24 protein-coding genes and 2 tRNA genes are annotated in these 21,657 nt (G+C 60.1%); 13 read left to right on the forward strand and 13 right to left on the reverse strand.

The features are described from left to right. The first annotated feature begins 48 nt into the window (after nucleotides 1-48). Nucleotides 49-939, forward strand: coding sequence for an EamA family transporter (locus tag CLV74_RS07635; RefSeq protein ID WP_106263644.1), 891 nt, complete (start codon nucleotides 49-51; stop codon nucleotides 937-939). Here the strand turns inward: CLV74_RS07635 and CLV74_RS07640 are convergent. Then, nucleotides 936-1,685, reverse strand: a complete 750-nt coding sequence (locus CLV74_RS07640) for an NUDIX hydrolase (protein ID WP_106263645.1) — start codon at nucleotides 1,683-1,685, stop codon at nucleotides 936-938. The two genes, CLV74_RS07635 and CLV74_RS07640, sit on opposite strands and share 4 nt — an antisense overlap. Then, nucleotides 1,640-2,041 (reverse strand): DUF983 domain-containing protein, encoded by a 402-nt coding sequence (locus tag CLV74_RS07645; protein ID WP_106263646.1) that lies wholly within the window; start codon nucleotides 2,039-2,041, stop codon nucleotides 1,640-1,642. The genes CLV74_RS07640 and CLV74_RS07645 overlap by 46 nt, the downstream gene beginning before the upstream one ends. A 229-nt stretch (nucleotides 2,042-2,270) precedes the next feature. Between CLV74_RS07645 and CLV74_RS07650 the strand changes: the two genes are divergently transcribed. The 4 genes from CLV74_RS07650 to CLV74_RS07665 all read left to right on the forward strand — a co-directional run bounded on the left by CLV74_RS07650 (nucleotide 2,271) and on the right by CLV74_RS07665 (nucleotide 4,432). After that, complete coding sequence (locus CLV74_RS07650; protein WP_106263647.1) at nucleotides 2,271-2,852, forward strand: EF-hand domain-containing protein; 582 nt, start codon at nucleotides 2,271-2,273, stop codon at nucleotides 2,850-2,852. A gap of 110 nt (nucleotides 2,853-2,962) precedes the next feature. Further along, nucleotides 2,963-3,547, forward strand: coding sequence for an RNA polymerase sigma factor (locus CLV74_RS07655; RefSeq protein ID WP_106263648.1), 585 nt, complete (start codon nucleotides 2,963-2,965; stop codon nucleotides 3,545-3,547). Continuing rightward, nucleotides 3,534-3,914, forward strand: a complete 381-nt coding sequence (locus CLV74_RS07660; RefSeq protein WP_106263649.1) for a hypothetical protein — start codon at nucleotides 3,534-3,536, stop codon at nucleotides 3,912-3,914. Before CLV74_RS07655 ends, CLV74_RS07660 begins: the two co-directional genes overlap by 14 nt. Before the next feature lie 2 nt (nucleotides 3,915-3,916). Continuing rightward, a complete protein-coding gene (locus CLV74_RS07665) occupies nucleotides 3,917-4,432 on the forward strand; it encodes a periplasmic heavy metal sensor (RefSeq protein WP_106263650.1) in 516 nt (171 codons plus the stop codon). Here the strand turns inward: CLV74_RS07665 and CLV74_RS07670 are convergent. Next, nucleotides 4,419-5,789 (reverse strand): diguanylate cyclase, encoded by a 1,371-nt coding sequence (locus CLV74_RS07670; RefSeq protein ID WP_106263651.1) that lies wholly within the window; start codon nucleotides 5,787-5,789, stop codon nucleotides 4,419-4,421. The genes CLV74_RS07665 and CLV74_RS07670 overlap by 14 nt on opposite strands. 84 nt (nucleotides 5,790-5,873) lie before the next feature. On the opposite strand from CLV74_RS07670, the gene CLV74_RS07675 reads away from it, so the two are divergent. The 5 genes from CLV74_RS07675 to CLV74_RS07695 all read left to right on the forward strand — a co-directional run bounded on the left by CLV74_RS07675 (nucleotide 5,874) and on the right by CLV74_RS07695 (nucleotide 9,266). Next, a complete protein-coding gene (locus CLV74_RS07675) occupies nucleotides 5,874-6,152 on the forward strand; it encodes a DUF3572 domain-containing protein (RefSeq protein ID WP_106263652.1) in 279 nt (92 codons plus the stop codon). Beyond that, nucleotides 6,149-6,850: an HAD family hydrolase gene (locus tag CLV74_RS07680; RefSeq protein WP_211299021.1), complete on the forward strand. Its 702-nt coding sequence runs from the start codon at nucleotides 6,149-6,151 to the stop codon at nucleotides 6,848-6,850. The genes CLV74_RS07675 and CLV74_RS07680 overlap by 4 nt, the downstream gene beginning before the upstream one ends. A gap of 147 nt (nucleotides 6,851-6,997) precedes the next feature. Then, nucleotides 6,998-7,570: a heme NO-binding domain-containing protein gene (locus CLV74_RS07685; protein WP_106263654.1), complete on the forward strand. Its 573-nt coding sequence runs from the start codon at nucleotides 6,998-7,000 to the stop codon at nucleotides 7,568-7,570. Nucleotides 7,571-7,576: 6 nt separating this feature from the next. Then, nucleotides 7,577-8,521 carry a GGDEF domain-containing protein gene (locus CLV74_RS07690; RefSeq protein ID WP_106263655.1) on the forward strand — a complete coding sequence of 315 codons (945 nt, stop codon included), beginning with the start codon at nucleotides 7,577-7,579 and terminating at the stop codon, nucleotides 8,519-8,521. 139 nt (nucleotides 8,522-8,660) lie between these two features. Then, nucleotides 8,661-9,266, forward strand: a complete 606-nt coding sequence (locus CLV74_RS07695; RefSeq protein ID WP_106263656.1) for a response regulator — start codon at nucleotides 8,661-8,663, stop codon at nucleotides 9,264-9,266. A 117-nt stretch (nucleotides 9,267-9,383) separates the two neighbouring features. Here the strand turns inward: CLV74_RS07695 and CLV74_RS07700 are convergent. From CLV74_RS07700 to CLV74_RS07725, 6 genes are all read right to left on the reverse strand, one after another. Then, nucleotides 9,384-9,458: transfer RNA gene (locus tag CLV74_RS07700), tRNA-Glu, on the reverse strand. A gap of 166 nt (nucleotides 9,459-9,624) precedes the next feature. Beyond that, a tRNA-Glu gene (locus tag CLV74_RS07705) sits at nucleotides 9,625-9,699 on the reverse strand. A 116-nt stretch (nucleotides 9,700-9,815) separates the two neighbouring features. Beyond that, the gene (recJ, locus tag CLV74_RS07710) at nucleotides 9,816-11,564 is read right to left on the reverse strand and encodes a single-stranded-DNA-specific exonuclease RecJ (RefSeq protein ID WP_106263657.1); all 1,749 of its coding nucleotides are present in this window, start codon (nucleotides 11,562-11,564) and stop codon (nucleotides 9,816-9,818) included. Between the two features lie 6 nt (nucleotides 11,565-11,570). Beyond that, nucleotides 11,571-12,536, reverse strand: coding sequence for a class II fructose-bisphosphatase (gene glpX, locus CLV74_RS07715; RefSeq protein ID WP_106263658.1), 966 nt, complete (start codon nucleotides 12,534-12,536; stop codon nucleotides 11,571-11,573). A gap of 149 nt (nucleotides 12,537-12,685) precedes the next feature. Next, a complete protein-coding gene (locus CLV74_RS07720; RefSeq protein WP_106263659.1) occupies nucleotides 12,686-13,972 on the reverse strand; it encodes a homoserine dehydrogenase in 1,287 nt (428 codons plus the stop codon). A gap of 109 nt (nucleotides 13,973-14,081) precedes the next feature. After that, on the reverse strand, nucleotides 14,082-14,303 hold the full coding sequence (locus tag CLV74_RS07725) for a hypothetical protein (protein ID WP_106263660.1): 222 nt from the start codon (nucleotides 14,301-14,303) through the stop codon (nucleotides 14,082-14,084). A gap of 133 nt (nucleotides 14,304-14,436) precedes the next feature. On the opposite strand from CLV74_RS07725, the gene CLV74_RS07730 reads away from it, so the two are divergent. Continuing rightward, complete coding sequence (locus tag CLV74_RS07730) at nucleotides 14,437-15,024, forward strand: TetR/AcrR family transcriptional regulator (RefSeq protein WP_106263661.1); 588 nt, start codon at nucleotides 14,437-14,439, stop codon at nucleotides 15,022-15,024. 53 nt (nucleotides 15,025-15,077) lie between these two features. Here CLV74_RS07730 and CLV74_RS07735 read toward each other — a convergent pair whose 3' ends face one another. After that, complete coding sequence (locus tag CLV74_RS07735) at nucleotides 15,078-15,989, reverse strand: pirin family protein (protein ID WP_106263662.1); 912 nt, start codon at nucleotides 15,987-15,989, stop codon at nucleotides 15,078-15,080. A 427-nt stretch (nucleotides 15,990-16,416) separates the two neighbouring features. On the opposite strand from CLV74_RS07735, the gene CLV74_RS07740 reads away from it, so the two are divergent. Further along, a complete protein-coding gene (locus CLV74_RS07740) occupies nucleotides 16,417-16,905 on the forward strand; it encodes a hypothetical protein (RefSeq protein ID WP_106263663.1) in 489 nt (162 codons plus the stop codon). A gap of 4 nt (nucleotides 16,906-16,909) precedes the next feature. Here CLV74_RS07740 and CLV74_RS07745 read toward each other — a convergent pair whose 3' ends face one another. The 3 genes from CLV74_RS07745 to CLV74_RS07755 are packed head-to-tail and all read right to left on the reverse strand — an operon-like array spanning nucleotide 16,910 to nucleotide 19,768. Next, entirely contained in the window at nucleotides 16,910-17,533 is a 624-nt protein-coding gene (locus CLV74_RS07745; RefSeq protein ID WP_170108004.1) for a TadE/TadG family type IV pilus assembly protein, read from the reverse strand. A 4-nt stretch (nucleotides 17,534-17,537) separates the two neighbouring features. Next, the gene (locus tag CLV74_RS07750; protein ID WP_106263665.1) at nucleotides 17,538-18,074 is read right to left on the reverse strand and encodes a TadE/TadG family type IV pilus assembly protein; all 537 of its coding nucleotides are present in this window, start codon (nucleotides 18,072-18,074) and stop codon (nucleotides 17,538-17,540) included. After that, entirely contained in the window at nucleotides 18,071-19,768 is a 1,698-nt protein-coding gene (locus tag CLV74_RS07755; RefSeq protein WP_106263666.1) for a Tad domain-containing protein, read from the reverse strand. Before CLV74_RS07755 ends, CLV74_RS07750 begins: the two co-directional genes overlap by 4 nt. A gap of 284 nt (nucleotides 19,769-20,052) precedes the next feature. Between CLV74_RS07755 and CLV74_RS07760 the strand changes: the two genes are divergently transcribed. After that, a complete protein-coding gene (locus CLV74_RS07760) occupies nucleotides 20,053-21,483 on the forward strand; it encodes a Glu/Leu/Phe/Val family dehydrogenase (protein ID WP_106263667.1) in 1,431 nt (476 codons plus the stop codon). Nucleotides 21,484-21,657 lie beyond the last annotated feature (174 nt).

Genomic DNA, 21,657 nt, shown 5'->3' on the forward strand with positions numbered 1-21,657 from the left:
ATCTAAATAAAACTAGACAGAGCCCCACGCGGGGCGCACTGATCATCCATGGAACCATGGATTTTGATCACTTTCGCAGCGGCGGCCTTCCAAACGGTACGCTTCCTGCTGCAAAAACGCCTTAGCGCCGAACGCCTCACGGCGGCGGGTGCGACATTTTCCCGATTTATCTATTCCTTCCCCGCAGCTTTCCTGATCGCGATCACCTATCAAAGCATCAGCCAACAGGCGTGGCCCGTCCTGACGGTGTCTTTCTGGAGCTACGCGCTGATCGGGGGCATCTCGCAAATTCTTGCCACGGTCTTCACTGTGATGTTGCTGAACCGGCGCAATTTTGCGGTCGGGATCACCTTCAAAAAGACCGAGGTGATCCTCTCGGTCATCGTCGGCATTGCGGTGCTGGGCGACACTATCAGCTTTGCGGCTCTTGGCGCGATCCTTCTGGGCCTCATGGGCGTTTTGCTGCTATCGCGCAATGCCATTGGCGGCGGCTTTGACAAAGGGGCGGTGGCTCTGGGGCTGGCGTCTGGGCTGCTCTTTGCCTTTTCGGGCGTGGGCTACCGCGCGGCGACATTGGCCATAGCCAGTGATGATCCGTTTCTGCGGGCCTCAGTGGCGCTGTCGATGGTTACGCTCAGCCAAGCGCTCGTTATGGCCCTCTACCTGCGCTGGCGCGAGGTCGGAGAGATTACCCGTGTTCTCAAAACATGGCGCAGCGCCAGCCTGATTGGCCTGACCAGCCTTGGCGGCTCGCTCAGTTGGTTCACCGCCTTTACCTTGCAAACCGTCGGACTTGTCAAAGCCGTGGGTCAGATCGAGTTGATCCTCAGCATCCTTGTAGGCCGTCTGATCTTTGGCGAACACCTCAGCAAGCGCGAGGCCATCGGCATCGCGACCATCGGCGCCAGCGTTGTGGCCTTGGTGTTGATCAGTGCCTAGGCCAGCGGGCTGCTGCCACCCAGACGGGCAAAGTGGATGTCTTCGTCCCGATCCCGATAGAACGGGACGCTGGCGGGCGGGGCATCGCTGCGCAGATCGGCGGCAATCTCGGCCAGAACCACCTCGGTGATAAAGGGCAGATCAAAGCGGCGCACTTCGGGCAGGGGGATCCACTGCAAATGGCTCAGCTCTCCGCCCGCATCCGAGAAATCATCGGGGTCGGTGACCAGATAATCTGCGTCGATCATGAAAAAACGCGCATCAAAGCGGCGCGGACGGCCCGGCGGGGTAATGGCGCGGAACACGAATTGCAGCCCCTCGGCACTGGGTACCATGCCCCGATCCGCATAGGTCTGCCAATCCGCAGGAACGGGTCGGTCCCACGCACCGGGGCGGCCCAAGATCTGGCCGGTTTCTTCCCAAAGCTCGCGGATAGCGGCACCGATCAGGGCCTCGGCGGTGCCAAGGGGGCTGTCCTCGGCCAAACGCGCGGCGCAGGGCTGCGGCAGGCTTGAAGCAAAGGGGATCAGCCCGTCTTCGGGATCAACCGCACCCCCCGGAAACACGAATTTCGAGGCCATAAAGGCCGCCTTTGCGCCCCGTTGCCCCATCAGTACCGAAGGTGCTCCCCCGCGGTCCCGCACCACGATCACAGTTGCTGCGTTGCGAATGGGCGGGGACTGGGGGGTGTCTTGCAAAATCAGTTTCCTTTGACGTGTCCGAACCCGTGCATCCGGCGGGACCATTGCAGGGCGACCAGCGCCCCCTTCAACCTTGGCAGAAGGTAAAGCGAGAGTGCCACGCAGCCAACGGCAAAAATGGTGAACAGGACCAGAGGTTCTGGGCGGTACATCTCAAAGACCAGCAGCAAGATCGGTGCCATCAGGTGGCCAACGATCAGAATGGTCAGATAGGCCGGACCATCATCGGCGCGATGATGGTGCAGTTCCTCGTCGCAGACAGGACAGGTATCGCGCACCTTAAGATAGCCCTTCAGCATCGGGCCGGTGCCACAGTTCGGGCACTTGCGCCGCCAGCCCTTGATCAGGGCGGGGTTCAGGGGGCGATCATCTTGCAAAGCGGATGTTGCCTTATCAGACATGGGTTTCCTCGGGTTCGCGCGCAGAAAGTTGCAACATGGTGTGTTAGCGCCCGAACAGGAAGTGTCCGTTTTGTCGCAAGCCCCGCTTTCGGACAACATGCCGCAAGGTTAAGCAGAAAAGTTTCAAACCCGCGACGGAAGTCTAATCCTGCCGCGTTTGTCTTAGTGAACAGGGCGCGCGTTGAGGCCGCACGTCAGGTTCTACTGGTACATAAGGAAGGATAACCAAATGAAGACGATGACCAAAACAGTCATGATGGGCCTGATGGGTGTAGCCGCCGCCGCGATGCTGGCAGGAACCGCTGTTCAGGCACGCGAAGGCTTTGGCCCGATGGGCAAAGGCGGCATGCCGATGCAAGGCGCGGCATTCTCGGAACTGGATACGGACGGGAACGGCCAGATCTCGACCGAAGAGTTTGAGGCGTTCCGACTGAAATCCTTCGCGGCGACCGATGCGGATGGCAACGGCACCCTGAGCCCCGATGAAATCATCGCCCACATGGAAACACAGCGCGTCGAGCGTATGCGCGCAGGCATCCTGTCGCGCATGGACACCGACGGCGACGGCCAGATCAGCGCCGAGGAAATGGCTGCCAAGCGTCCCTCGGGTGACATGATCAAGCGGATCGACAGCAACGGTGACGGCACCGTCTCTGCCGAGGAATACGCCGCCATGACCGAGCGCATGGATATGCGTATGGGTGGTAAGCACGGCGGCTTTGGTGACCGTGGCGATCACGGCGAACATGGCAAGCACGGCAAAGACCGCCGCTTCTTCGGTCAGGATGACGACAGCCGCAGCGCAAACTGACGCTCCCCCGTGCGGGACCTGACACCGCCGGTCCTGTACGCCCAAGGATGGCGTCAGCCACGACGCCATCCACTTGCACTTACCGAGGTTCACAGAGTAGCCAAGGCTTTATGACCATGCCCTATGACGCAGTAAGCGAGCTCTCGGACGAGTCCTTGCTTGTGCTATACTCCAATGGCGACCGTGTCGCCGCACGCACGCTATCGCAGCGGCATCTGCCGCGTGTGTTGGCCCATGCGTATCGTATGTTGGGGGATCGGGCCGAGGCCGAGGATATCGCGCAAGAGGCGATGCTACGCCTGTGGAAAATCGCCCCCGACTGGCGTGCGGGCGAGGCGCAGGTCAGCACATGGCTTTACCGCGTGGTGGCCAACCTGTGCACTGACCGTCTGCGCCGCCGCCGCAGTGTCGGCCTTGATGAGGCCGCCGAGCCCGAGGACGAAACCCCCTCGGCCGGTGACCGGATGCAAGAGGCAGAGCGGGCCGATGCCCTGCAAGCCGCCTTGCTACAATTGCCCGAACGGCAGCGTTCTGCCGTGGTACTGCGCCACATCGAGGGGCTTTCAAACCCCGAGATTGCTGAAATTCTTGATTGCAGTGCCGAAGCCGTTGAAAGTCTGACCGCCCGCGGAAAGCGCGCTTTGACTGCCATTCTTGCGGGGCGAAAAGAGGAGTTGGGATATGTCGATGAATAAAACCGAAGATCTGGACCTTGATCTGTTTTTCGACGCGGCGCGCAAGGACAGCTTGCAGCCCGATAGCTCTCTCATGGCGCGGGTACTCGCGGATGCGGATGCACTGCAACCCGAGGCACCGGGATTGCCCGTTGCGGCCCGTGCCACTGTCCGCCCTGTCAGCGCCCTGCGCCAGTTCCTGTCCGCCATTGGCGGCTGGTCGGGGATGGTCGGACTGACGACCGCGACGATGGCGGGGCTCTGGATCGGGATCAGCCCGCCCACCTCGTTGCAATCGGTCAGCAGCTACTGGCAGACCACAACCGAAGATAGCTACATACAGCAGCTCGACAGCTACTCTATGCTGATGCTGGAAGAGGAAAACTAAGAATGGCCGACGTGAATAGCCCCGAAACACCCCAGAGCGGACCGAATATCCCTCGCTGGCTCAAGGTGGTTCTGGCCGGATCGCTGGCCCTGAACCTTGCCGTGATCGGTGGCGTGGTCGGCCTTGCGCTGACCTTTGACGGACCGCCGCCTGACAAGGATTTCCGCACCGGCGCTGCGGGGGCCTATATCGGTGCCTTCGACAAAAGCACCCGCCGCGAATTGCGCGACCGGATGCGTGACAGCTTCAAGGGCGAGCGTCCCTCGCGCGAGCAATTCGCTGCAAACACCCGCGCTTTTGCCGCGCTTGTCCGTGCCGAGCCGCTGGATGTCGCTGCCCTTCAGGCCCATCTGGACGCCCAAACGGACCGGTTCGAACAGGGTCGCAAATTTGGCGAGCAGATGCTGATCCAGACCTTGCAGACTTTGGACCCTGCCTCACGTGCCACCTACGCCGCGCGACTGGAAGAGTTCGCGGACCACGGCCCTAAAGGCGGCAAGGACTTCAAGCCGCATTAAGCAGCATCGCGACCGTGCAATTTCGACCGGCGGACTTGGCCTGATACAGGGCCGCGTCCGCCGTTTTCAATTCGGCCTCCAGCGGGCCGGAAGGGTCGGTCGACACGTGATACCCGACCGAGATCGTCACATTCAGTTCAGGCAGCAGGCTCGAGATTTCCAGCGGGTTCTCGCACACACTCAGGCGCAGGCTTTCGGCGATCTGGTGGGCATCGTCGGTCTGGTTGATGGGCAGAGCCACAAGGAATTCCTCGCCGCCGATCCGCGCCATTACAGGGGCATGGGGCAGGGCAGTGCGCATACGGCGGGCCACCTCGATCAGGGCGGCGTCGCCTGCGGCGTGGCCATAGCCGTCGTTGATCCGTTTGAAGTGATCCACATCCGCAACCATCACCAGCGTCAGCGCCCCTTCGGTCTTGGCCCGCTTGCGCAACAGCGCCATCTCGGCCATCGCCGCGCGGCGGTTTTGCAGGCCGGTCAGCGGGTCCGTGACCGAAGCCTCAACGCTGCGGCGCAGGCTGCGGTGCATCCGGTTCAGACTGGCCTGTCGGCGCAGCAAGGCGCGGGTGCGCACGGCGATCTCTTGCGGGTCAAAGCTGCCGTAGAACAGATCATCCGCCCCCAGATCCAGCGCCGTCGTGGCACTGGTTAGCGCCTTGATCGGATGGGCCACCAGCAGCGCACAGGTTCCCGGCTGCCGTGAGGCGCGAATCTCGGCCAATAGGGTGTTGATGCGCGGGTTCTCGGCCTCATCGGCGGACAGGATCACCACATCGGGCCGCTCATGGGCCAGCACCGCCTTTGCAGTGTTAGGGCAGGCAGTGGTCACACGGATCGGCCCCTCGGCCCGCAATGCATAGCTGAGCGAGGTGATCTTTTGGCCACTGCCCGAGAGCAGCAGCACATGGCCGCCATAGTCAAAACCTGCAGCCTCTTCGGCCAGCCCCTCGGGTTGCAGGGCGTCCAGCGCGGTGGCCATCATCGTATCGCGATGACGGCGCAACAGGGCGCGCAACCGCGCCATCAACTCTTCCTCTGTGCCGGGGCAGCGCATGGCGTCATCGGCGCCAGCTTGCAGCACGCGGGCAGGCGTGTCTTCGGGGGCGGGGCCGGTGATCACAAGCACCGGCACATGCCGGTTGGCCAGATATCCGCGCAGCCGCGCCAGCGCAGCCGCAGGTTTGTCCCCCAGCGCGGCACTTGCGACAATCACCACCTCTGCAGCCTTGGCGGCAGTGCTATCGATTTCACCGATAGCCCCCGCAAGGCGCACCTGATAGGACATGCGTGTCAGACTGACCTCCAACATGATCCTGTTGATCGCGACATCATCAATGACAAGGATTTGATCCGCCATGGACCACCATCTCCTGCGAATTTCTTTCCATTCATTATGTGTGCAGGTGGTTAAGGATTTCTTTCCAAGATCGGAGAATTTCCAATGAACAGAGAAGCCGCTGAGGTTTTGGCAATAAATGCGCTTGGCTGGTTGGCCGGGCAAGAGGACCTCTTGGGGGTGTTCCTAGGTGCATCGGGATCGTCCGTGGATGCCCTGCGCGAAAAGGCGGGTGATCCGGAATTTCTGGGGGCTGTACTGGACTTTATCTGTATGGATGACGCGTGGGTTGTGGCCTTTTGTGATATCCAAGAGATCGCTTACGATCAGCCCATGAGGGCGCGGGCCATGTTGCCCGGAGGCGAGCAGGTACATTGGACATGAGCAGGCAAATCAAGGCCGTTCTCTTTGATAAAGACGGCACACTTTTCGATTTCAACGCCACTTGGGCGGCGTGGGCGCATAGCTTTTTGACGGGGCTCTGTGCTGGAGATGAGGCAAAAGCGGCCTTTCTGGGCGCAGCGATCGGCTTTGATTACGTCAAAAAAACCTTCCATCCCGAAAGCCCCGTGATCGCCGGCACGCCTGAGGAAATCGCTTCGATGATCGGCCCCTTTGTCGATCTGCCGCTGCCCGATTTGATCGCGCGGATGAATGACGAGGCCGCCGTCGCGCCTCAGGCCGAGGCTGTGCCTTTGGTGCCGTTTTTCCAGAATTTGCAATCCCTTGGCCTGCGCACCGGCGTTGTGACCAACGACGGTGAAGGCCCCGCACGTGCGCATTTGCATGCGGCAGGGGCGCTGCCCTTGCTGGATTTCGTCGCGGGCTTTGATAGCGGTTACGGGGCTAAACCCGAACCCGGCCCGCTCTTGGCGTTTGCCGAGGCGATGGGTCTTGCGCCTGCCGATGTGGTCATGGTGGGCGACAGCTTGCATGATCTGATGGCGGCGCGGGCGGCTGGAATGCGTGCGGTAGGGGTTCTGACTGGCTTGGCAGAGGCTGCGATCCTTGCGCCTTTTGCCGACGCGGTACTTCCCGACATTGGCGTCCTGCCAGAGTGGCTGGCTGAGCGGAACGGTTAAGAAAACCTCACCCCGACGCGCGCAAAACGGTGCGATCTGGCCTCTTGGAAATCCCTTCTTAATATTCGGGGAAATCGGTCGCATTTTAGCTATTAGGCGACTGCTAACGCTTTTGGCATAGACCCTTTCCCAGCAGGAGGGCTCTGAATGCATGGTCTGGTGATCTGCGCCTTGGCGCGGTTTTTTCTTGAAACATATGGTGCTGCAATTTGGCAGCAAATCCGAGGTCGTGCCGACGCGGGGGATGACCGGTATGAGCCGTTCTTGAAATACCCCGACGATCTGGCCGCACGGCTGGTTTCTGCGGCGGGCCATGTGTTGCGCCGCCACCCTGATGACGTGTGGGAGGATTTTGGCGCGGCTCTGATCGCCTCTGATGCCTTTACAGCGCCAAGGCGCCTGCTGCGGTTTTCTGGCGCCAGCTTCAGTGATTTTCTTTCCGCCCTGCCAGAGCTTTCAGGGCGAATAACCTTGGCTGTGCCTGATTTTATCCTGCCGCCCGTGACCTTGATCGAGCAGGATGTCGGAACATTCATGTTCCGCTGTCCTGCCTCTGCCGAATATGAACATGTCCTGCGCGGAGTGATCCGTGCCATGGCCGATGAATACGGGGCGTTGGCGTTGATCGATCACGGCCCCGAGGGGCACGGGGTTCAGGTGCAACTGATCGATGTTTCGTTTGCCTCTGGCCGTGCTTTCGCGCTTGGACGCGCCGGGTAGCGGGCGATGTTGTTGGATCACTTCTGCCCGATGCATGCCCGGATTGATCAGGCGGGCTGTGTCACCTCGGTCGGGCCAACGCTGCAGCGGGTGCTGCCGGAAGGCTGGCAGGGACGGAATTTGTCTGACCTCGTCACAATCCAGTCTCCAAGCGGCATTCATACCGGTCTTGATCTTTTGCGGATGGGTCCTGTCCGCGTGACCGGCCATCTGCGCTCTGCCAACGATCTGCGTCTGAAAGGCGGCTGGGTGCCGGAAGGTGTAGGCGGGGTTCTGAACCTTTCCTTCGGGATATCGGTCTGTGATGCCGTTCGCCGCTTTCACCTGACCGAGGCGGATTTCGCCCCGACCGATCAAACAATCGAACTGCTGTTTCTGGCAGAGGCAAACGCAATGGCCATGGGTTCGGCTCTGGATATGACACTGCGGCTACAACAGGCGCGACAAGAGGCCGAAGAAAGATCGGTGACCGATCCGCTGACCGGGCTTGCGAACCGGCGCGCCTTTGATCTGGCGCTTGCGCAACGGTTGCAGCGGGCCAGTCCCTTTACGTTGGCGATCATGGACCTTGATCGTTTCAAACTGGTGAATGACACGCTGGGACACGGGGCAGGTGATCAGGTTCTGGTGCGGGTCGCCGATATCCTGCGCAACAGCGTGCGGCGGGGCGATCTTGTGGCCCGATTAGGCGGTGATGAATTTGTGCTGTTGCTGGAGGACTGCGCATCCCCCACCGCTTTGGGTGCGCGTTTCACAACGCTTATTGCCAAGATTTCAACGCCAGATTCCTATGAGGGACAGGCCTATCATGTTGGCGCATCTATCGGATGGATCGCTGTGAAGCCGCCGCAAAACTGTCGCGCGGATGATCTGATGCGCCACGCCGATAGCGCGCTTTACGCTGCAAAATCGGGCGGAAGAGGTTGTCATCGACAGTACCATATCTCCTAGAAATTGTAATTTATTTCATGAAGTTAAAAGTCTGGAAGATAAACTAAATCTAACATAATGTCCCTTTCGATGAGAGACCCCGTCCAATGGGGCAATATACATTCAAAATGCCGTGCCAGTTCATTCGAGAGGGATGCGAATGAGAGTTTTACTTGCAGATGATCATGAGCTTGTTGCTCAGACGATTGCTGCATATCTGCGCGCAGAGATGCGCTGTGACGTGAGTGTGGCCCATTCCCTAGGCAGTGCTGTCGAGGATGTGAAGGCGAACGGGACATATGATCTGGTGCTTCTGGATCTGGAAATGCCCGGGATGAATTATCTGGATGGTTTGGAAGAGATGATCGCCGTGAACGGCGGTCGGCCTGTGGCGATTCTGTCCGGAACCTCTAGCCGGATGCTCGCGCAAGAGGCGATCAGCCGTGGCGCCGCAGGGTTTCTGTCGAAAAGCATGGCGCCGGTGTCGATGATTTCGGCACTACGCCTGATGAATATGGGTGAGACCTTCTACCCCTTCAAAACCCTCGTCGACGATGAGGAGGATGCGGCAGCCAGCGCGCTCACCCGCAGAGAGCTTCAGGTGCTGAACGGGATCTGTGCGGGTAAATCGAACAAAGAGATTGCCCGCGATCACGAGCTACAAGAAGTCACCGTCAAGCTGCACGTGAAAACGCTTAGCCGCAAGCTTGGCGCGCGCAACCGGACCCATGCGGCGATGATCGCCCGCGACCGGCTTTTGTGCTGACAGGAAAGCCTTCGTTGGTCTGAGCAAGCGCCCTGCGGGGCGCTTTTTTCGTGTCCATGAAATAGTAAAAACACCGCTACAATCACAGCTTTATTGCTTTGATCATCTTGGGAAAAGTGGCAGCCCGTAGGGGAATCGAACCCCTCTTTCCAGGTTGAAAACCTGGCGTCCTAACCGATAGACGAACGGGCCACTCTGTCGGTGAAGGGTGTTTAGTCTCTGGCTGTGGTGGGCGCAAGAGGAAAAAATACGAAAATGGAAAGAATTTTTTCTGTGGAAAAAACCGGTACAAAACGCGAAAACCCCGCAAAACCAATGGTTTGCTTGGGTATGGAATTTCATACTTTCCAGAGAAAAGTGGCAGCCCGTAGGGGAATCGAACCCCTCTTTCCAGGTTGAAAACCTGGCGTCCTAACCGATAGACGAACGGGCCACTCTGTCGGTGTGAGGGGGTATTTAGAGCTTGCGCTGGGAAGGCGCAAGGGGAAATTCACAAAAAATTAGCATTTCTGCCAAAATAATTTCCCCCTGTAAAATCAAGTGCTTACCCTATCCGGCTGAGGCTGGCGCGGCGTCTTCCAGACGTAATTGGGCCGATGTACGTCCCTGCCAGTGATTCAGCTCCAACCGGCCCGCCAGATGGAACGGGGCGCCGTTGTGGGCTTCCAGTCGTGGACCCAGATCGGAATCGTAGGCTCCGAAACAAATCGCCTGCAAACGGCCATTCATCCCGTCGGAAATCGTCAGCTTCAGATGGCTTTCGCCGATGCGTTTGGCAAAGTTGATCTTGCACGAGGGCAGGGCAAAGCGCGGCCCCGGTGCGCCTGCGCCATAGGGGCCAGCGGCCTCTAGCTGTTCGATCAGTTCGGGCGTTGCGGCGCCGGGCATCAAGGGTGAGTCGATGCGCAGGACTGCAGGGCCGGACTGGCCTGCGCCTTGGCGCTCTAGCAGTTCCGACAGGCGCGCCATTGCCGCTTCCAGCTTATCCTCGGCCACGGTCAGGCCCGCCGCCATCTTGTGACCGCCCCCTTTGATCAACAGCCCCTCGGCCGCGACCTTGTGGATCGACGCGCCAAGGTCGACGCCGGTGACCGACCGGCCCGAGCCCTTGCCCTCGCCATCGGCCAGACCGATCACCACGGCAGGGCGGTTGGTGGCCTCTTTCAGGCGTGAGGCGACGATGCCCACCACGCCCGGATGCCAGCCCGCGCCCGCGGCCCAGACCAAGGGTGCGTCCAGCCCCCGTTCTTCGGCCTGCGCCATGGCGGCGGCACGCACGGCGGCCTCGATCTCGCGGCGCTCGGTGTTCAAATGGTCCAGCATATCGGCCAGCGCGCGGGCCTCATGGGGATCGGCAGTGGCCAGCAGGCGTGCGCCCAGATCGGCTTTGCCCACGCGGCCACCGGCGTTCACACGCGGCCCCAACACAAACCCCAGCGAATAGCTGGTCGGCGCGGTATCCATGCGCGAGACATCACTCAAAGCCACAAGACCGGGCCGTTCGCGCCGCGCCATCACCGCCAGACCCTGACGGACCAGGGCACGGTTCACGCCGATCAACGGGGCCACATCGGCCACGGTGGCCAGCGCCACCAGATCCAGCAGCGCCATCAGATCAGGGCCTTTCGCCCCGTCGTCGCGCAGCTGGCGGCCTGCCTCGACCAGCATCAGAAAGACCACGGCGGCGGCACACAGATGGGCCAGATCGCCGGATTCGTCCTGCCGGTTCGGGTTCACGACCGCATGGCAATCGGGCAGGGTCTCGCCCCCAAGGTGGTGGTCCAGCACGATCACATCGGCGGCCTTCGCGGCGGCGATAGGCTCGTGGCTTAGGGTGCCGCAGTCCACACAGACGATCAGGTCATGGTCACGGGCCAGCGCCTGCATGGCGGGCACGTTAGGGCCATAACCTTCGTCGATCCGGTCGGGAATATACAGGGTCGCCTCGCGGCCCATGCTGCGCAGCCACGCGATCAGCAGGGCGGCACTGCTGCCGCCATCCACGTCATAATCGGCAAAGATTGCAACGCGTTGGCGGTGCTTCACCGCGTGTAGGAACCGCGCGGTGGCCTTCTCCATATCCTTCATGGATCGTGGATCGGGCAGCAGATCGCGCAAGGTAGGCGCCATATATTGGCTGACAGCATCGGCGCTGACCCCAAGACGGGCCAGCACGCGGCACAGGGCCTCGGGCAATTGGGTGGTTTGGGCCATGGCCAGTCCAAGGCGCTCGGTCTCGGCAGAGGGACCCTGCCAAGTGCGGCCGGTCAGCGAGTATTCGACATCCAGAAAGGCCAAGTCAGATCAGCTCCGGGGAAAACGGTAAGACATGCGACGGACCGAGCCGGTGCGCGTGCGCATCAGCAGGGTTTCAGTCGTTATATGCGTGGGAGAGCGGCGAATGCCATGGATCATCGCATTTCCGGTCACACCGGTCGCAGCGAAAATGACGTGATCGCTGACCAGATCATCCCGCGAATAGATACGGCTGAGGTCACGGAAACCGGCGCTTGCGGCGCGGACACGCTCGTCATCGTTGCGGGCCAAGAGGCGACCATAGAACTGGCCGTCCAGACATTTCAAAGCGGCTGCCGCCAGAACGCCTTCCAATGCGCCGCCAGCGCCCATGAACATATCGATGCCGGTCAGATCAGGTTCGGCCACGTTCAAAACGCCCGCCACATCCCCGTCGGACAAGAGCCGGACCGAGGCACCGGTCTGCCGCAGTTCGTCCAGCATCGGCATGTGGCGCGGACGCTCTAGCATGCTGACCACGATATCGCGGGGGGCGCAGCCTTTGGCAGCGGCCAGTGCCTGAACGCGTTCAGCGGGGGACATGTCCAGCGATACGGTGCCAGCGGGATAGCCTGGCCCGATAGCCAGCTTGTCCATGTAGACCTCGGGCACCTGCATCAGACTGCCGCGCGGGGCGATACAGATCACTGACATGGCGTTGCGCGAATCCTTAGCGGTCAGGGTGACCCCTTCCAGCGCGTCGGCGGCAATATCCACTTCGGGGCAGCTCAGGGCGCCGACCACTTCGCCTTGATACAGCTTGGGCGCATCGCCTTCCGCGCCTTCGCCCACAACGATGGTGCCTTGGATGTCCAGACGGCTCAGCTCGCGGTGCATGGCGTCTACGGCGGCAGTGTCGGCGGCCCGTTCGTCGCCACGACCGATATAGTCAGCGGCTGCGATGGCGGCCTGTTCTGTCACGCGGGACAAGGCCAGCGACAAGGCGCGATCATCGAATTCGGTTGGCTCGGACATCAGAAGGTACTCAGGCAAATAGGGTGTTTCGGGTCTGCCACGTTTACGCGTGGGCGCACGTCATCACAACCCGATCCTTGTAACAGAAAAGGCGCCCAAGGGCGCCCATTCGGATGGTTTCACCATCTTTTCACATTCCCAAGCGGCGCTTAGACCTTTTCGATCCGCAGCGCGACAGGGGTGCCGGTCAGAACGCCAGTGCCGGGCATCGCGTCCAGCGCGCTGTCCAGCGCATCGCGGGTGCAGCGGTGCGTGACGATCAGTACCGAGGCGCTGCCTTCCGTGTGTCCGGTCTGGCGCATCCGGTCGATCGAGATGCCGGCCTCGCCCAGAAGGGTCGCGACCTTGGCCAGCGCACCGGGTTTGTCCGCCAGTTCCATCCGCAGATAGTAGGGCGCGGCCACGGTGCTGCGGGCCGCAGGGGCTTGACGCAGAGTGGTGGAGGGCTGGCCAAAGACGGGCAGATTGATGCCTCGCGCAATGTCACAGACATCGCCCATCACGGCGCTGGCGGTCGGACCTTCGCCCGCACCGGCACCGCGCAGTACGATCTGGCCCACGCTGTCCCCTTCAAGGATGCACATGTTGGTCGGGCCTTCCAGCGTCCCAAGTGGCGAGTTCGCAGGCACGAGGCACGGCGACATCCGGCTTTCCATGCCGCGACCGGTCATCTGCGCGACACCCAGCAGCTTGATGCGGTAACCCATGTCACCGGCATAACGGATATCCTCGATCGAGACGCGCTCGATGCCTTCTATCTCGATCCCGTTGAAATCGACCTGCGTGCCGTAAGCGATAGAGGCAAGGATCGCCAGCTTGTGGCCCGCATCAATGCCGCCCACGTCCAGCGTCGGGTCCGCTTCCAGATAGCCCAGAGCGTTGGCTTCGTCGAAGACAGTCTCATAGGGCAGACCCGCGCTTTCCATGCGGGTCAGGATGTAGTTACAGGTGCCGTTCATCACACCCATGACGCGGGTGATCTGGTTGGCGGCAAGGCTCTCGGTCAGGGATTTGATGACCGGAATGCCGCCCGCAACGGCTGCTTCAAAGCGCAGCTGCACGCCATGTGCCTCTGCCTCAAGCGCCAGCGCCTGACCATGCACGGCTAGCATCGCCTTGTTGGCGGTGACCACATGCTTGCCCAAAGCCAGCGCGGCCTCGGTTGCGGCCTTGGCAGGTCCGTCCGAGCCGCCCATCAGCTCGACGAACACATCCACGTCGTCACGCTTTGCCAGCGCAACGGGATCGTCTTCCCAAGCGAATTTGGACAGGTTCACACCACGGTCCTTATCGCGGCTACGGGCCGATACAGCAGTAATAGTGATCTGGCGGCCAGTGCGTGCAGTCAGCAGTTCAGCCTGCTTTTGCACGATCTTGATGACACCGATCCCGACGGTGCCCAATCCGGCGATCCCCAAGCGTAAGGGTTCGGTCATCGGAGCCTCCAGTTTTCTATGTAATTCTGCGTTGCAGGCGATCTAGCGGCTTTCTTGCCTCGCTGCAATCCGCCCTGCACTGAAATACAGGGGTCTGGGGCGCCTTGCCTCAGATATCGTTGGCGTCAATGCCATCGGCCCGCACTTGTAGGGCGTGTAGGTCTTCTTGACTGGTGCGCGGGGCAGGGCCATCCAGAATTTGCGCCTGCGGGACCAAAGCAGGGTAGGCGGCGTCCTCAATCGCGGCGCTTTCCCGAACCTCGGTGCTGGGAATGTCGGCGCAGGCCGCCAGAAGCGGCAGGCAGATCAGCAAAGGGGTAAAGGCGCGCACGGGGAAGGCTCCTGTATGGGGTCGTGGGTCATTAAAGGCATAGGTTGCACGCGGCCCCTCATCAAGCGCCTTTGCACCCCCTAGCCAAAATGGAGGGGTTTGCCGTGAACACATGTTCATATAATGACGAAGCATGGCACGTACCCAAGGTTCCCATTCCGACATCACCGGCCCCCGCGTTCGCGCGGCCGCTTTGCGTTTGTTCGCCAGTCAGGGCTATGCGGCGGTGTCCATGCGCAAGATCGCGTCCGAGGTCGGCCTGCAGGTGGGGGCGCTGTATAATTACACCGCCGACAAGCAAAGTCTGCTGTTCGATCTGATGAACGAACATCTTCAGGCACTGCTGGAAGCCCGCGCCAATGCCTCGGCCAATGGCGATCCGATGGACCGCCTGCAAGAGTTCACCGCCTTTCACATCCGCTACCACGAAGAACGCCCTGATGAGGTCTTCATTGCCTATATGGAGTTGCGCAACCTTAGCCCCGAGAACTTCGTGGTGATCGAAAAGCTGCGCGACCGTTATGAGGGCGAGCTTGAAGCCATTCTGTCGGACGGTGTGCGGGCAGGGGTCTTTGATCTGGCCGAACCTAAGGTCAGCGCACGGGCGATCATCTCGATGCTGAACGGTGTGACCACGTGGTACCGCCGCGGCGGGCGCCTGTCGCTGGACGAGGTCGAGACCGTCTACTGGAACATGGTCCGCAAAGCTGTCAGCCGCTGATCTGCTGTTGTTAAACGGACAAAGGCGCCCATAGGCGCCTTTGACAGGTTGCGTTAGTGGGCCGGCTTGATGAAGGTGCCGTTGCGCAACTCTTTCATCGCCTGCATGATTTCCGCCTGTGTGTTCATCACGATGGGGCCATGCCATGCCACAGGCTCTTGGATGGGCGCGCCCGAGATCAACAGGAACCGGACCCCTTCTTCGCCTGCTTGCATGGTGATCTCATCGCCGGTGCCAAAGCGGACCAAAGTGCGGTTGCCCGACATGTCGCGGATGTTCACCTCTTCGCCCGCGATCTCTTTTTCCAGCAACACGCCGGTGGGGGTGCTGGCATCGGCAAAGGCGGCGCTGCCTTCGAAGATATAGGCAAAGGCGCGGCGGTAAGTGTCGATCTTGAAGGTCTTTTTCACGCCCGCAGGCACGAAGATATCCAGATACTGGGGATCGGCGGCAATGCCATCAACGGGGCCGGTCTTGCCCCAGAAGCTGCCCACGATCACCTTTACGCGGGTGCCGTCGTCATCAATGATCTCGGGGATCTCTTTGCCCTTCACGTCCTGATAGCGGGGGGCGGTCATCTTCATGCTGCCGGGCAGGTTCGCCCACAACTGAAAGCCGTGCATCTGGCCCTTTGCGTTCCCCTTCGGCATTTCCTGATGCAGGATGCCCGATCCGGCGGTCATCCACTGCACATCGCCTGCGCCAAGGGTGCCGTGATTGCCAAGGCTGTCCCCGTGATCTACGGTGCCGTTCAGCACATAGGTGATGGTCTCGATCCCCCGATGGGGGTGCCAGGGAAAGCCCCGCATGTAGTGCTGGGGAATATCATTGCGAAAGTCATCGAACAGCAGGAAAGGGTCCAGTTCGCTCGGATCGTGAAAGCCGAACGCACGGTGCAGGTGAACGCCCGCGCCCTCCATCGTGGGGGTGGCTTTGCGGGTTTCGAGTGTAGGTCTGAGAGACATAGGCGGCCCTCCTTTCATCTGCGCAGAAGATAGAGGTGTTTCGCCTGAAAGCAAAAGCGCGACTATGTGAGGGCAAACATGGGGCCGGTGCGCGGATGCACAGGTGAGGTGAGCTTGGATTCCTGAGGTGGGTGTATTGCTTGCAGGAACGCAATCTCAGGTTTACTTATTCAGACATTCAAAAATCAATATAATTGGCTTATCCCCCTGAATCGCTGGAGTTGCAGGATAGTGGACGAAGATTCACCCTGGCCAACTGAACGCCGCTCACCCTAAGCAACCCGGTCTCGGGTCACCGATTGTACCGGGTTGCTTTTGGGAGATCCCAGCAGGACATGGGCGGGAAATTGGTCTGATCTGTTGACCATCGTTCAGCAACATGTCACCTCCAAAGCCAGATCGTATACCAGATTGAAAGGGTGTTGCCGTGTCCGATGAGGTGATTGCGCGCGTTTCTCCGTCGACGTTCCGCGTGTTTATGGGCGTGGCCGCCATGAGCGGGCTGGGCGCGATCCTGCTGTATCTGGCTCTGGCCTATCCGCCTGCCAGTCTGCTGCTGCGCGGATTTCTGGTGGTGATGGGGCTATTGGCGCTGTGGGCCGGAACACGGATGTTCTCGGTGAATGGCTTGTCGCTTGAATTGACCGAGACCCACCTTAAGGACAGCGAAGGCCGCATCATCGCCACCATCGCCGAAGTCGAGTCCGTGGATCGTGGTGCCTTTGCCTTTAAGCCGTCGCACGGGTTCTTGCTGCGCCTGTCGCAACCCGCACCCCGTGCGTGGTTTCCGGGCATCTGGTGGCGCATGGGCCGCCGTGTTGCCATCGGCGGCGTGCTGCCGGGCGGCGAGAATAAAGCCATCGCCGACATGATCTCGATCGCCGTGGCGCGCCGGAAAGGCGACCTGCCGCTTTAACGCGTCAGGAGCATCTTTTCCAACAGACCTGCGGGGCAAAGCGCGGGCGGCTGAAGACGAAAGCGTTCATCGTAAAATCGTCAAAGCTGAACCGCGGCTCTCGTGTGACTTGACTGACGGCGCGGTCCTGGCTGCCTTTCAGGCCGCCGGGCACGTCGATCTTAGTGGTGGTTTCCACCAGAATGACGCGCTCTTCGGTTTGCAGCATCGGGTAGCTATCGCTTTGTCCCGCCACGTCCGAGGTCTGCATCTCGCGGGTGAAGGTGGTGCCACGCAACACACTCCAATCCACTTCCAGATCATTTGACGTGGGCGAGCGGCTGATCACCGTGACGCGCAGCCCGTATTCCTGACCGTTGCCCGCATTGGTGTGGGTCATCAGCTGGTACAGGCTATCCATTCCGTTGATGAAGTCATCGTCGATGGGTGTTGTTTCGCGCGAAATGGCATCGGCAATCGCATAGGCGGCCTTCTGCGACAGGTTGTTGGTGTGGAACGCGTCGAAGAGGGTGATCATCATCATGAACAAACCCAGCAGCATCGGCGCGTAGATGATGGCCTCCAGTGTGACGACACCGTCGGTTTCGTCGTAGAAAGCGCGCAGTTTCCTCAGCAGATAGGCTTTCATCGGATCAGGGTTCCTGCACAAAAGTTGAAATCGCATAGATGCCCATGGTGCCATCGGTCTGGTTTACCATCGCGCCGCCCAAGGCCAACTGGGGGAACAGGGGGTCAACGATCATACAGGCCCGCACCAGCATCAGCGAATGGGCCTGACCGTGGACAAAGTGTTGGGCCGGTTTCACCTCTTCAGCGCGGTCGTGGCAGTCGACGTTGGCCGCGAACCCTGTGAAGGCGCGGGGGTCGGACTCGCGCAGTTCCAGCTTCAGGTTGCTCATGCAGTCCTCAAAGTAGCCTGCGTATTCGCAGATTGTCTCTTTGGAGTCCTTTTCGGATGGGCGGCCATTCGCCGGGCTCAGACGGATTTCGCGCACGGCGAAATCCAGGCCCCGCTCCAAAGCGGTGGCGCGCAGCATCCAGATGCCGATCTCGACGCTCCACAGAAAGATGAACAGGAAGAACGGATACACCAACACGAACTCAAGGGTCGCGGTGGCGTTTTCGTTCCGCAGGTAGCTGACGAAATGCTGCCTGATGTGCTTCATCATTGGATCAGTCTCAGCTGGTTGATCTGGCGGCCGATGGCAGCGAACACGTCAGAGATTGCCGCCCCTTCCACCGAGAAATAATGGGACTCACTTGAGGCGCAGTCTTTCATGGCAGCCTGACCGGCAGCGGGGGCCTCAAATGCGACGGTAAAGATCACCACATCCTTGCCTTTGGCCGCGCTACAGATGCGGGACAAGTTGGAGTCCGCCTGACCTGCGTTGATGAACTCTTCATAGGCGTAGGCATATTCATAGAACGCGCTCAGAGGGGCCTGGTTGTCATAGTAGGGCTTTTCAAAGAACCGGTAGGCCATCCCAACGGTGGGCCAGCGGGCGAAGGCCTCGACGTTGGTCATCTGCTCGGCATCGTTGCCGCCATCGGGATAGTAGTAGTAACGGTATCTGTCGTTCCGCTTACGGGGCCAGTACCAGATATCATAGCGGTTATAGTCGCTTAGATCGATCGAGCTGTTGTCGTCGCTGGGGTTAGTGTTGCCGCGACGGTCAATCCAGATGCGGGATTTTCCGGACTTGAATTGTTGCTTCAGGTCGTACTGGCTGGTGTTCTCGCCGTCGGTCATCAGCACAACCACTTTCAGGGTGTTCTGGTCGTTATAAGATGCGGGACGGTTGGCGGCGCGACTGTCGATCTTGCCTGCCGCTGCCATCTTGGCCGAGATATTGGCCATCGACGGATCCAGCAGACCCACGCCCCACTTCATCCCCATATCAATGGCGGTCGCACCTTTGGCCTCCAGCTTGCGCACTTCGGCTTTCAGGCCGCTGATGTCATTGGCCATATACATGGGTGCGCCATAGCTGTCGGTCGGGCACCAGGGCGCAGGGATCGAGGTTGTGTTCTGGCTGTTGCTGGTCGGGTCGAAATGGGCCAGTCGCTCGATCTCGTCGGTCTGGCTGATGGCCACGCTGGAAAAGGCGCTGTTGGGGAAACGCGGGCAGTTCGAATAGTTGTGCTCTTTGCTCAGATTGAAGTTCGCCGCGAACTCCGTGCCAAGGTTCACAATGCCGCTGTAGGGCACGATCGAAACCGTGGTCAGGCCTTCTTCGCCTTCCATCACCACCGCGTCGATGAACTCTTCTGCCGCATCCTTCAGTTTGCCGATCTTGTTGTTCGTCGCCATCGAGCCCGAAACGTCGACCACCAAAGACACTTCCACGTTGCTCACGGCTTCTTCCGCCGCGCCCGAGGCCAGCGCCGTCAGGCTAGAGCCGAAATTGACGAAGTTCTCGACACCCCTGTTATCCACTGCGTTGTAGACGTTGGTCGCATCCCGACGGTAGCCGCTGCCATCTTCGCCCAGAAAGATGGTCTGAACGGACACTGAGGCATCTGCGGACACACGGCGCTTGTTCAGGCCTTCGACCACTTCGACGTTGGTCAGTGAGGCCGCAGCGCCAGCAGCGTCAAAGTAGCTTTTCACCACCTCTGTAGGATCGCCCGTCTGACTCAGGTCGGCCGCCGCCAGAACAGCGGTGTCTAGGGTGTTCTGAAGGCGCGTGCGTTCGAACTCGTGCATCATCACGTCGATGCCGACATAGCCGAACCACAGCATGAAGGGGACCTGCCACAGAACCTGCAGCGAGATCACACCATCTTCACTTACAAGAAAGTCGCGGACGATCTTGGTAAATGGGTGCGTGATGTCTGTCCTATGGGACGTGCTGGTTTTCATAGGGGTTCACCAAAAAGGATACTAATATTCAAATTGACGTATCGCGTCGTCCTGTGGCGAGAATTGGGCAACACCATGGCATACAAAGAAAATTATCGCCTTTTGGTAACTATTTTATCCGAAGGGACATGTGATTTCTGTAATTTTCAATAACATACACAAAGAGATAGCCCCTCTGTCGAAAGGTGCGATGCGCGGAAAAGGTTAATGTGTAACCCTGATTTTATCCACAGGCAGGGCAGAGGAGGCCCGTGCCGTGCATAAGTGACCGGAGGAACGAGCCTATGCAGCCAATGAATGAGCCAAGTTTCCGTCAGAGCGTCGAACTGATGTTCAACCGTGCGGTATCCCTGATGGATCTCAGTCCGGGTCTCGAGGAAAAGATACGGGTCTGCAACTCGACCTATACGGTGCGCTTCGGGGTGCGTCTGCGCGGGCAGATCTTTACCTTTGTCGGCTATCGCTCGAACCATTCGGAGCATATGGAGCCCGTGAAGGGCGGTATCCGCTACGCGCTCTCGGTCAATCAGGATGAAGTCGAGGCGCTGGCGGCACTGATGACCTTCAAATGTGCGCTGGTCGAGGCGCCCTTTGGTGGCTCAAAAGGGGGGCTTTGTATCGACCCCACCCAGTGGGAGCCCCATGAGTTGGAACAGATCACCCGCCGCTTTGCCTATGAGCTGATCAAGCGCGACCTTATTAACCCCAGCCAGAACGTCCCCGCGCCGGACATGGGCACGGGCGAGCGTGAGATGGCGTGGATCGCCGACCAATACGCGCGGATGAACACCACTGATATCAACGCCAAGGCTTGCGTCACGGGCAAACCCCTGAACGCAGGCGGTATCGCGGGCCGTGTCGAGGCCACAGGCCGCGGCGTTCAATACGCCCTGCGCGAGTTTTTCCGCGACCAGCGGGATATGGACAAGGCGGGAATGACCGGCAGTCTGGATGGCAAGCGCGTGGTCGTGCAGGGGCTCGGGAATGTGGGCTATCACGCGGCCAAGTTTTTGCAGGAAGAGGATGGCTGCAAGATCATCGGCATCATCGAGCGCGATGGCGCTCTGTTTAATGAAGCCGGTCTGAACGTGCAGGCTGTCCGCGACTGGATCGTCAAACATGGGGGCGTGAAGGGCTTTCCCGATGCAGCCCACCACGCCGAAGGCGCGGCGGTGCTGGAGGCAGAATGCGACATTCTGATTCCGGCGGCGATGGAAGGCGTGATCAACATGTCCAACGCCGACCGCATCAAAGCGCCCCTGATTATCGAGGCCGCCAACGGTCCCGTCACCGCAGGTGCTGACGATATCCTACGCCAGAAAGGCACGGTGATCATCCCCGACATGTACGCCAACGCAGGCGGTGTGACTGTGTCCTACTTTGAATGGGTCAAGAACCTGAGCCACATCCGCTTTGGCCGCATGCAGCGCCGTCAGGAAGAGGCGCGGCACGAGTTGATAGTGAAGGAACTGGAACGTCTGGACCACTATCTGGGCGATGCTTGGTCGATGACGCCGGACTTCAAAGAGAAATACCTGCGCGGGGCAGGGGAGTTGGAACTGGTCCGCTCGGGTTTGGATGACACCATGCGCATCGCCTACCAGTCCATGCGCGAGGTCTGGCATGGCCGCGATGACGTAGAGGATCTGCGGACAGCCGCCTATCTGGTCTCGATCGACCGGATCGCCAAGGGCTATGTGGCGAAGGGGTTGTAATCTGTTCAGGCGCTGCGCCCTTGGGAGGGGGCAGCGCAGTGAGTATTTTTCTCAAGAAGAAGTACAGCGGTCTGCCCTCTTGGGTGGGCCGTTTTTTATGAGTATTTTTGCAATAAGGAAGCAGTTCTGGGCGGAGCGGGGTGGCGCAAGTGTGTTCGAGGCGTCTGGACAATG

This window comes from Donghicola tyrosinivorans, assembly GCF_003003355.1.
Classification (GTDB): Bacteria; Pseudomonadota; Alphaproteobacteria; order Rhodobacterales; family Rhodobacteraceae; genus Donghicola; species Donghicola tyrosinivorans.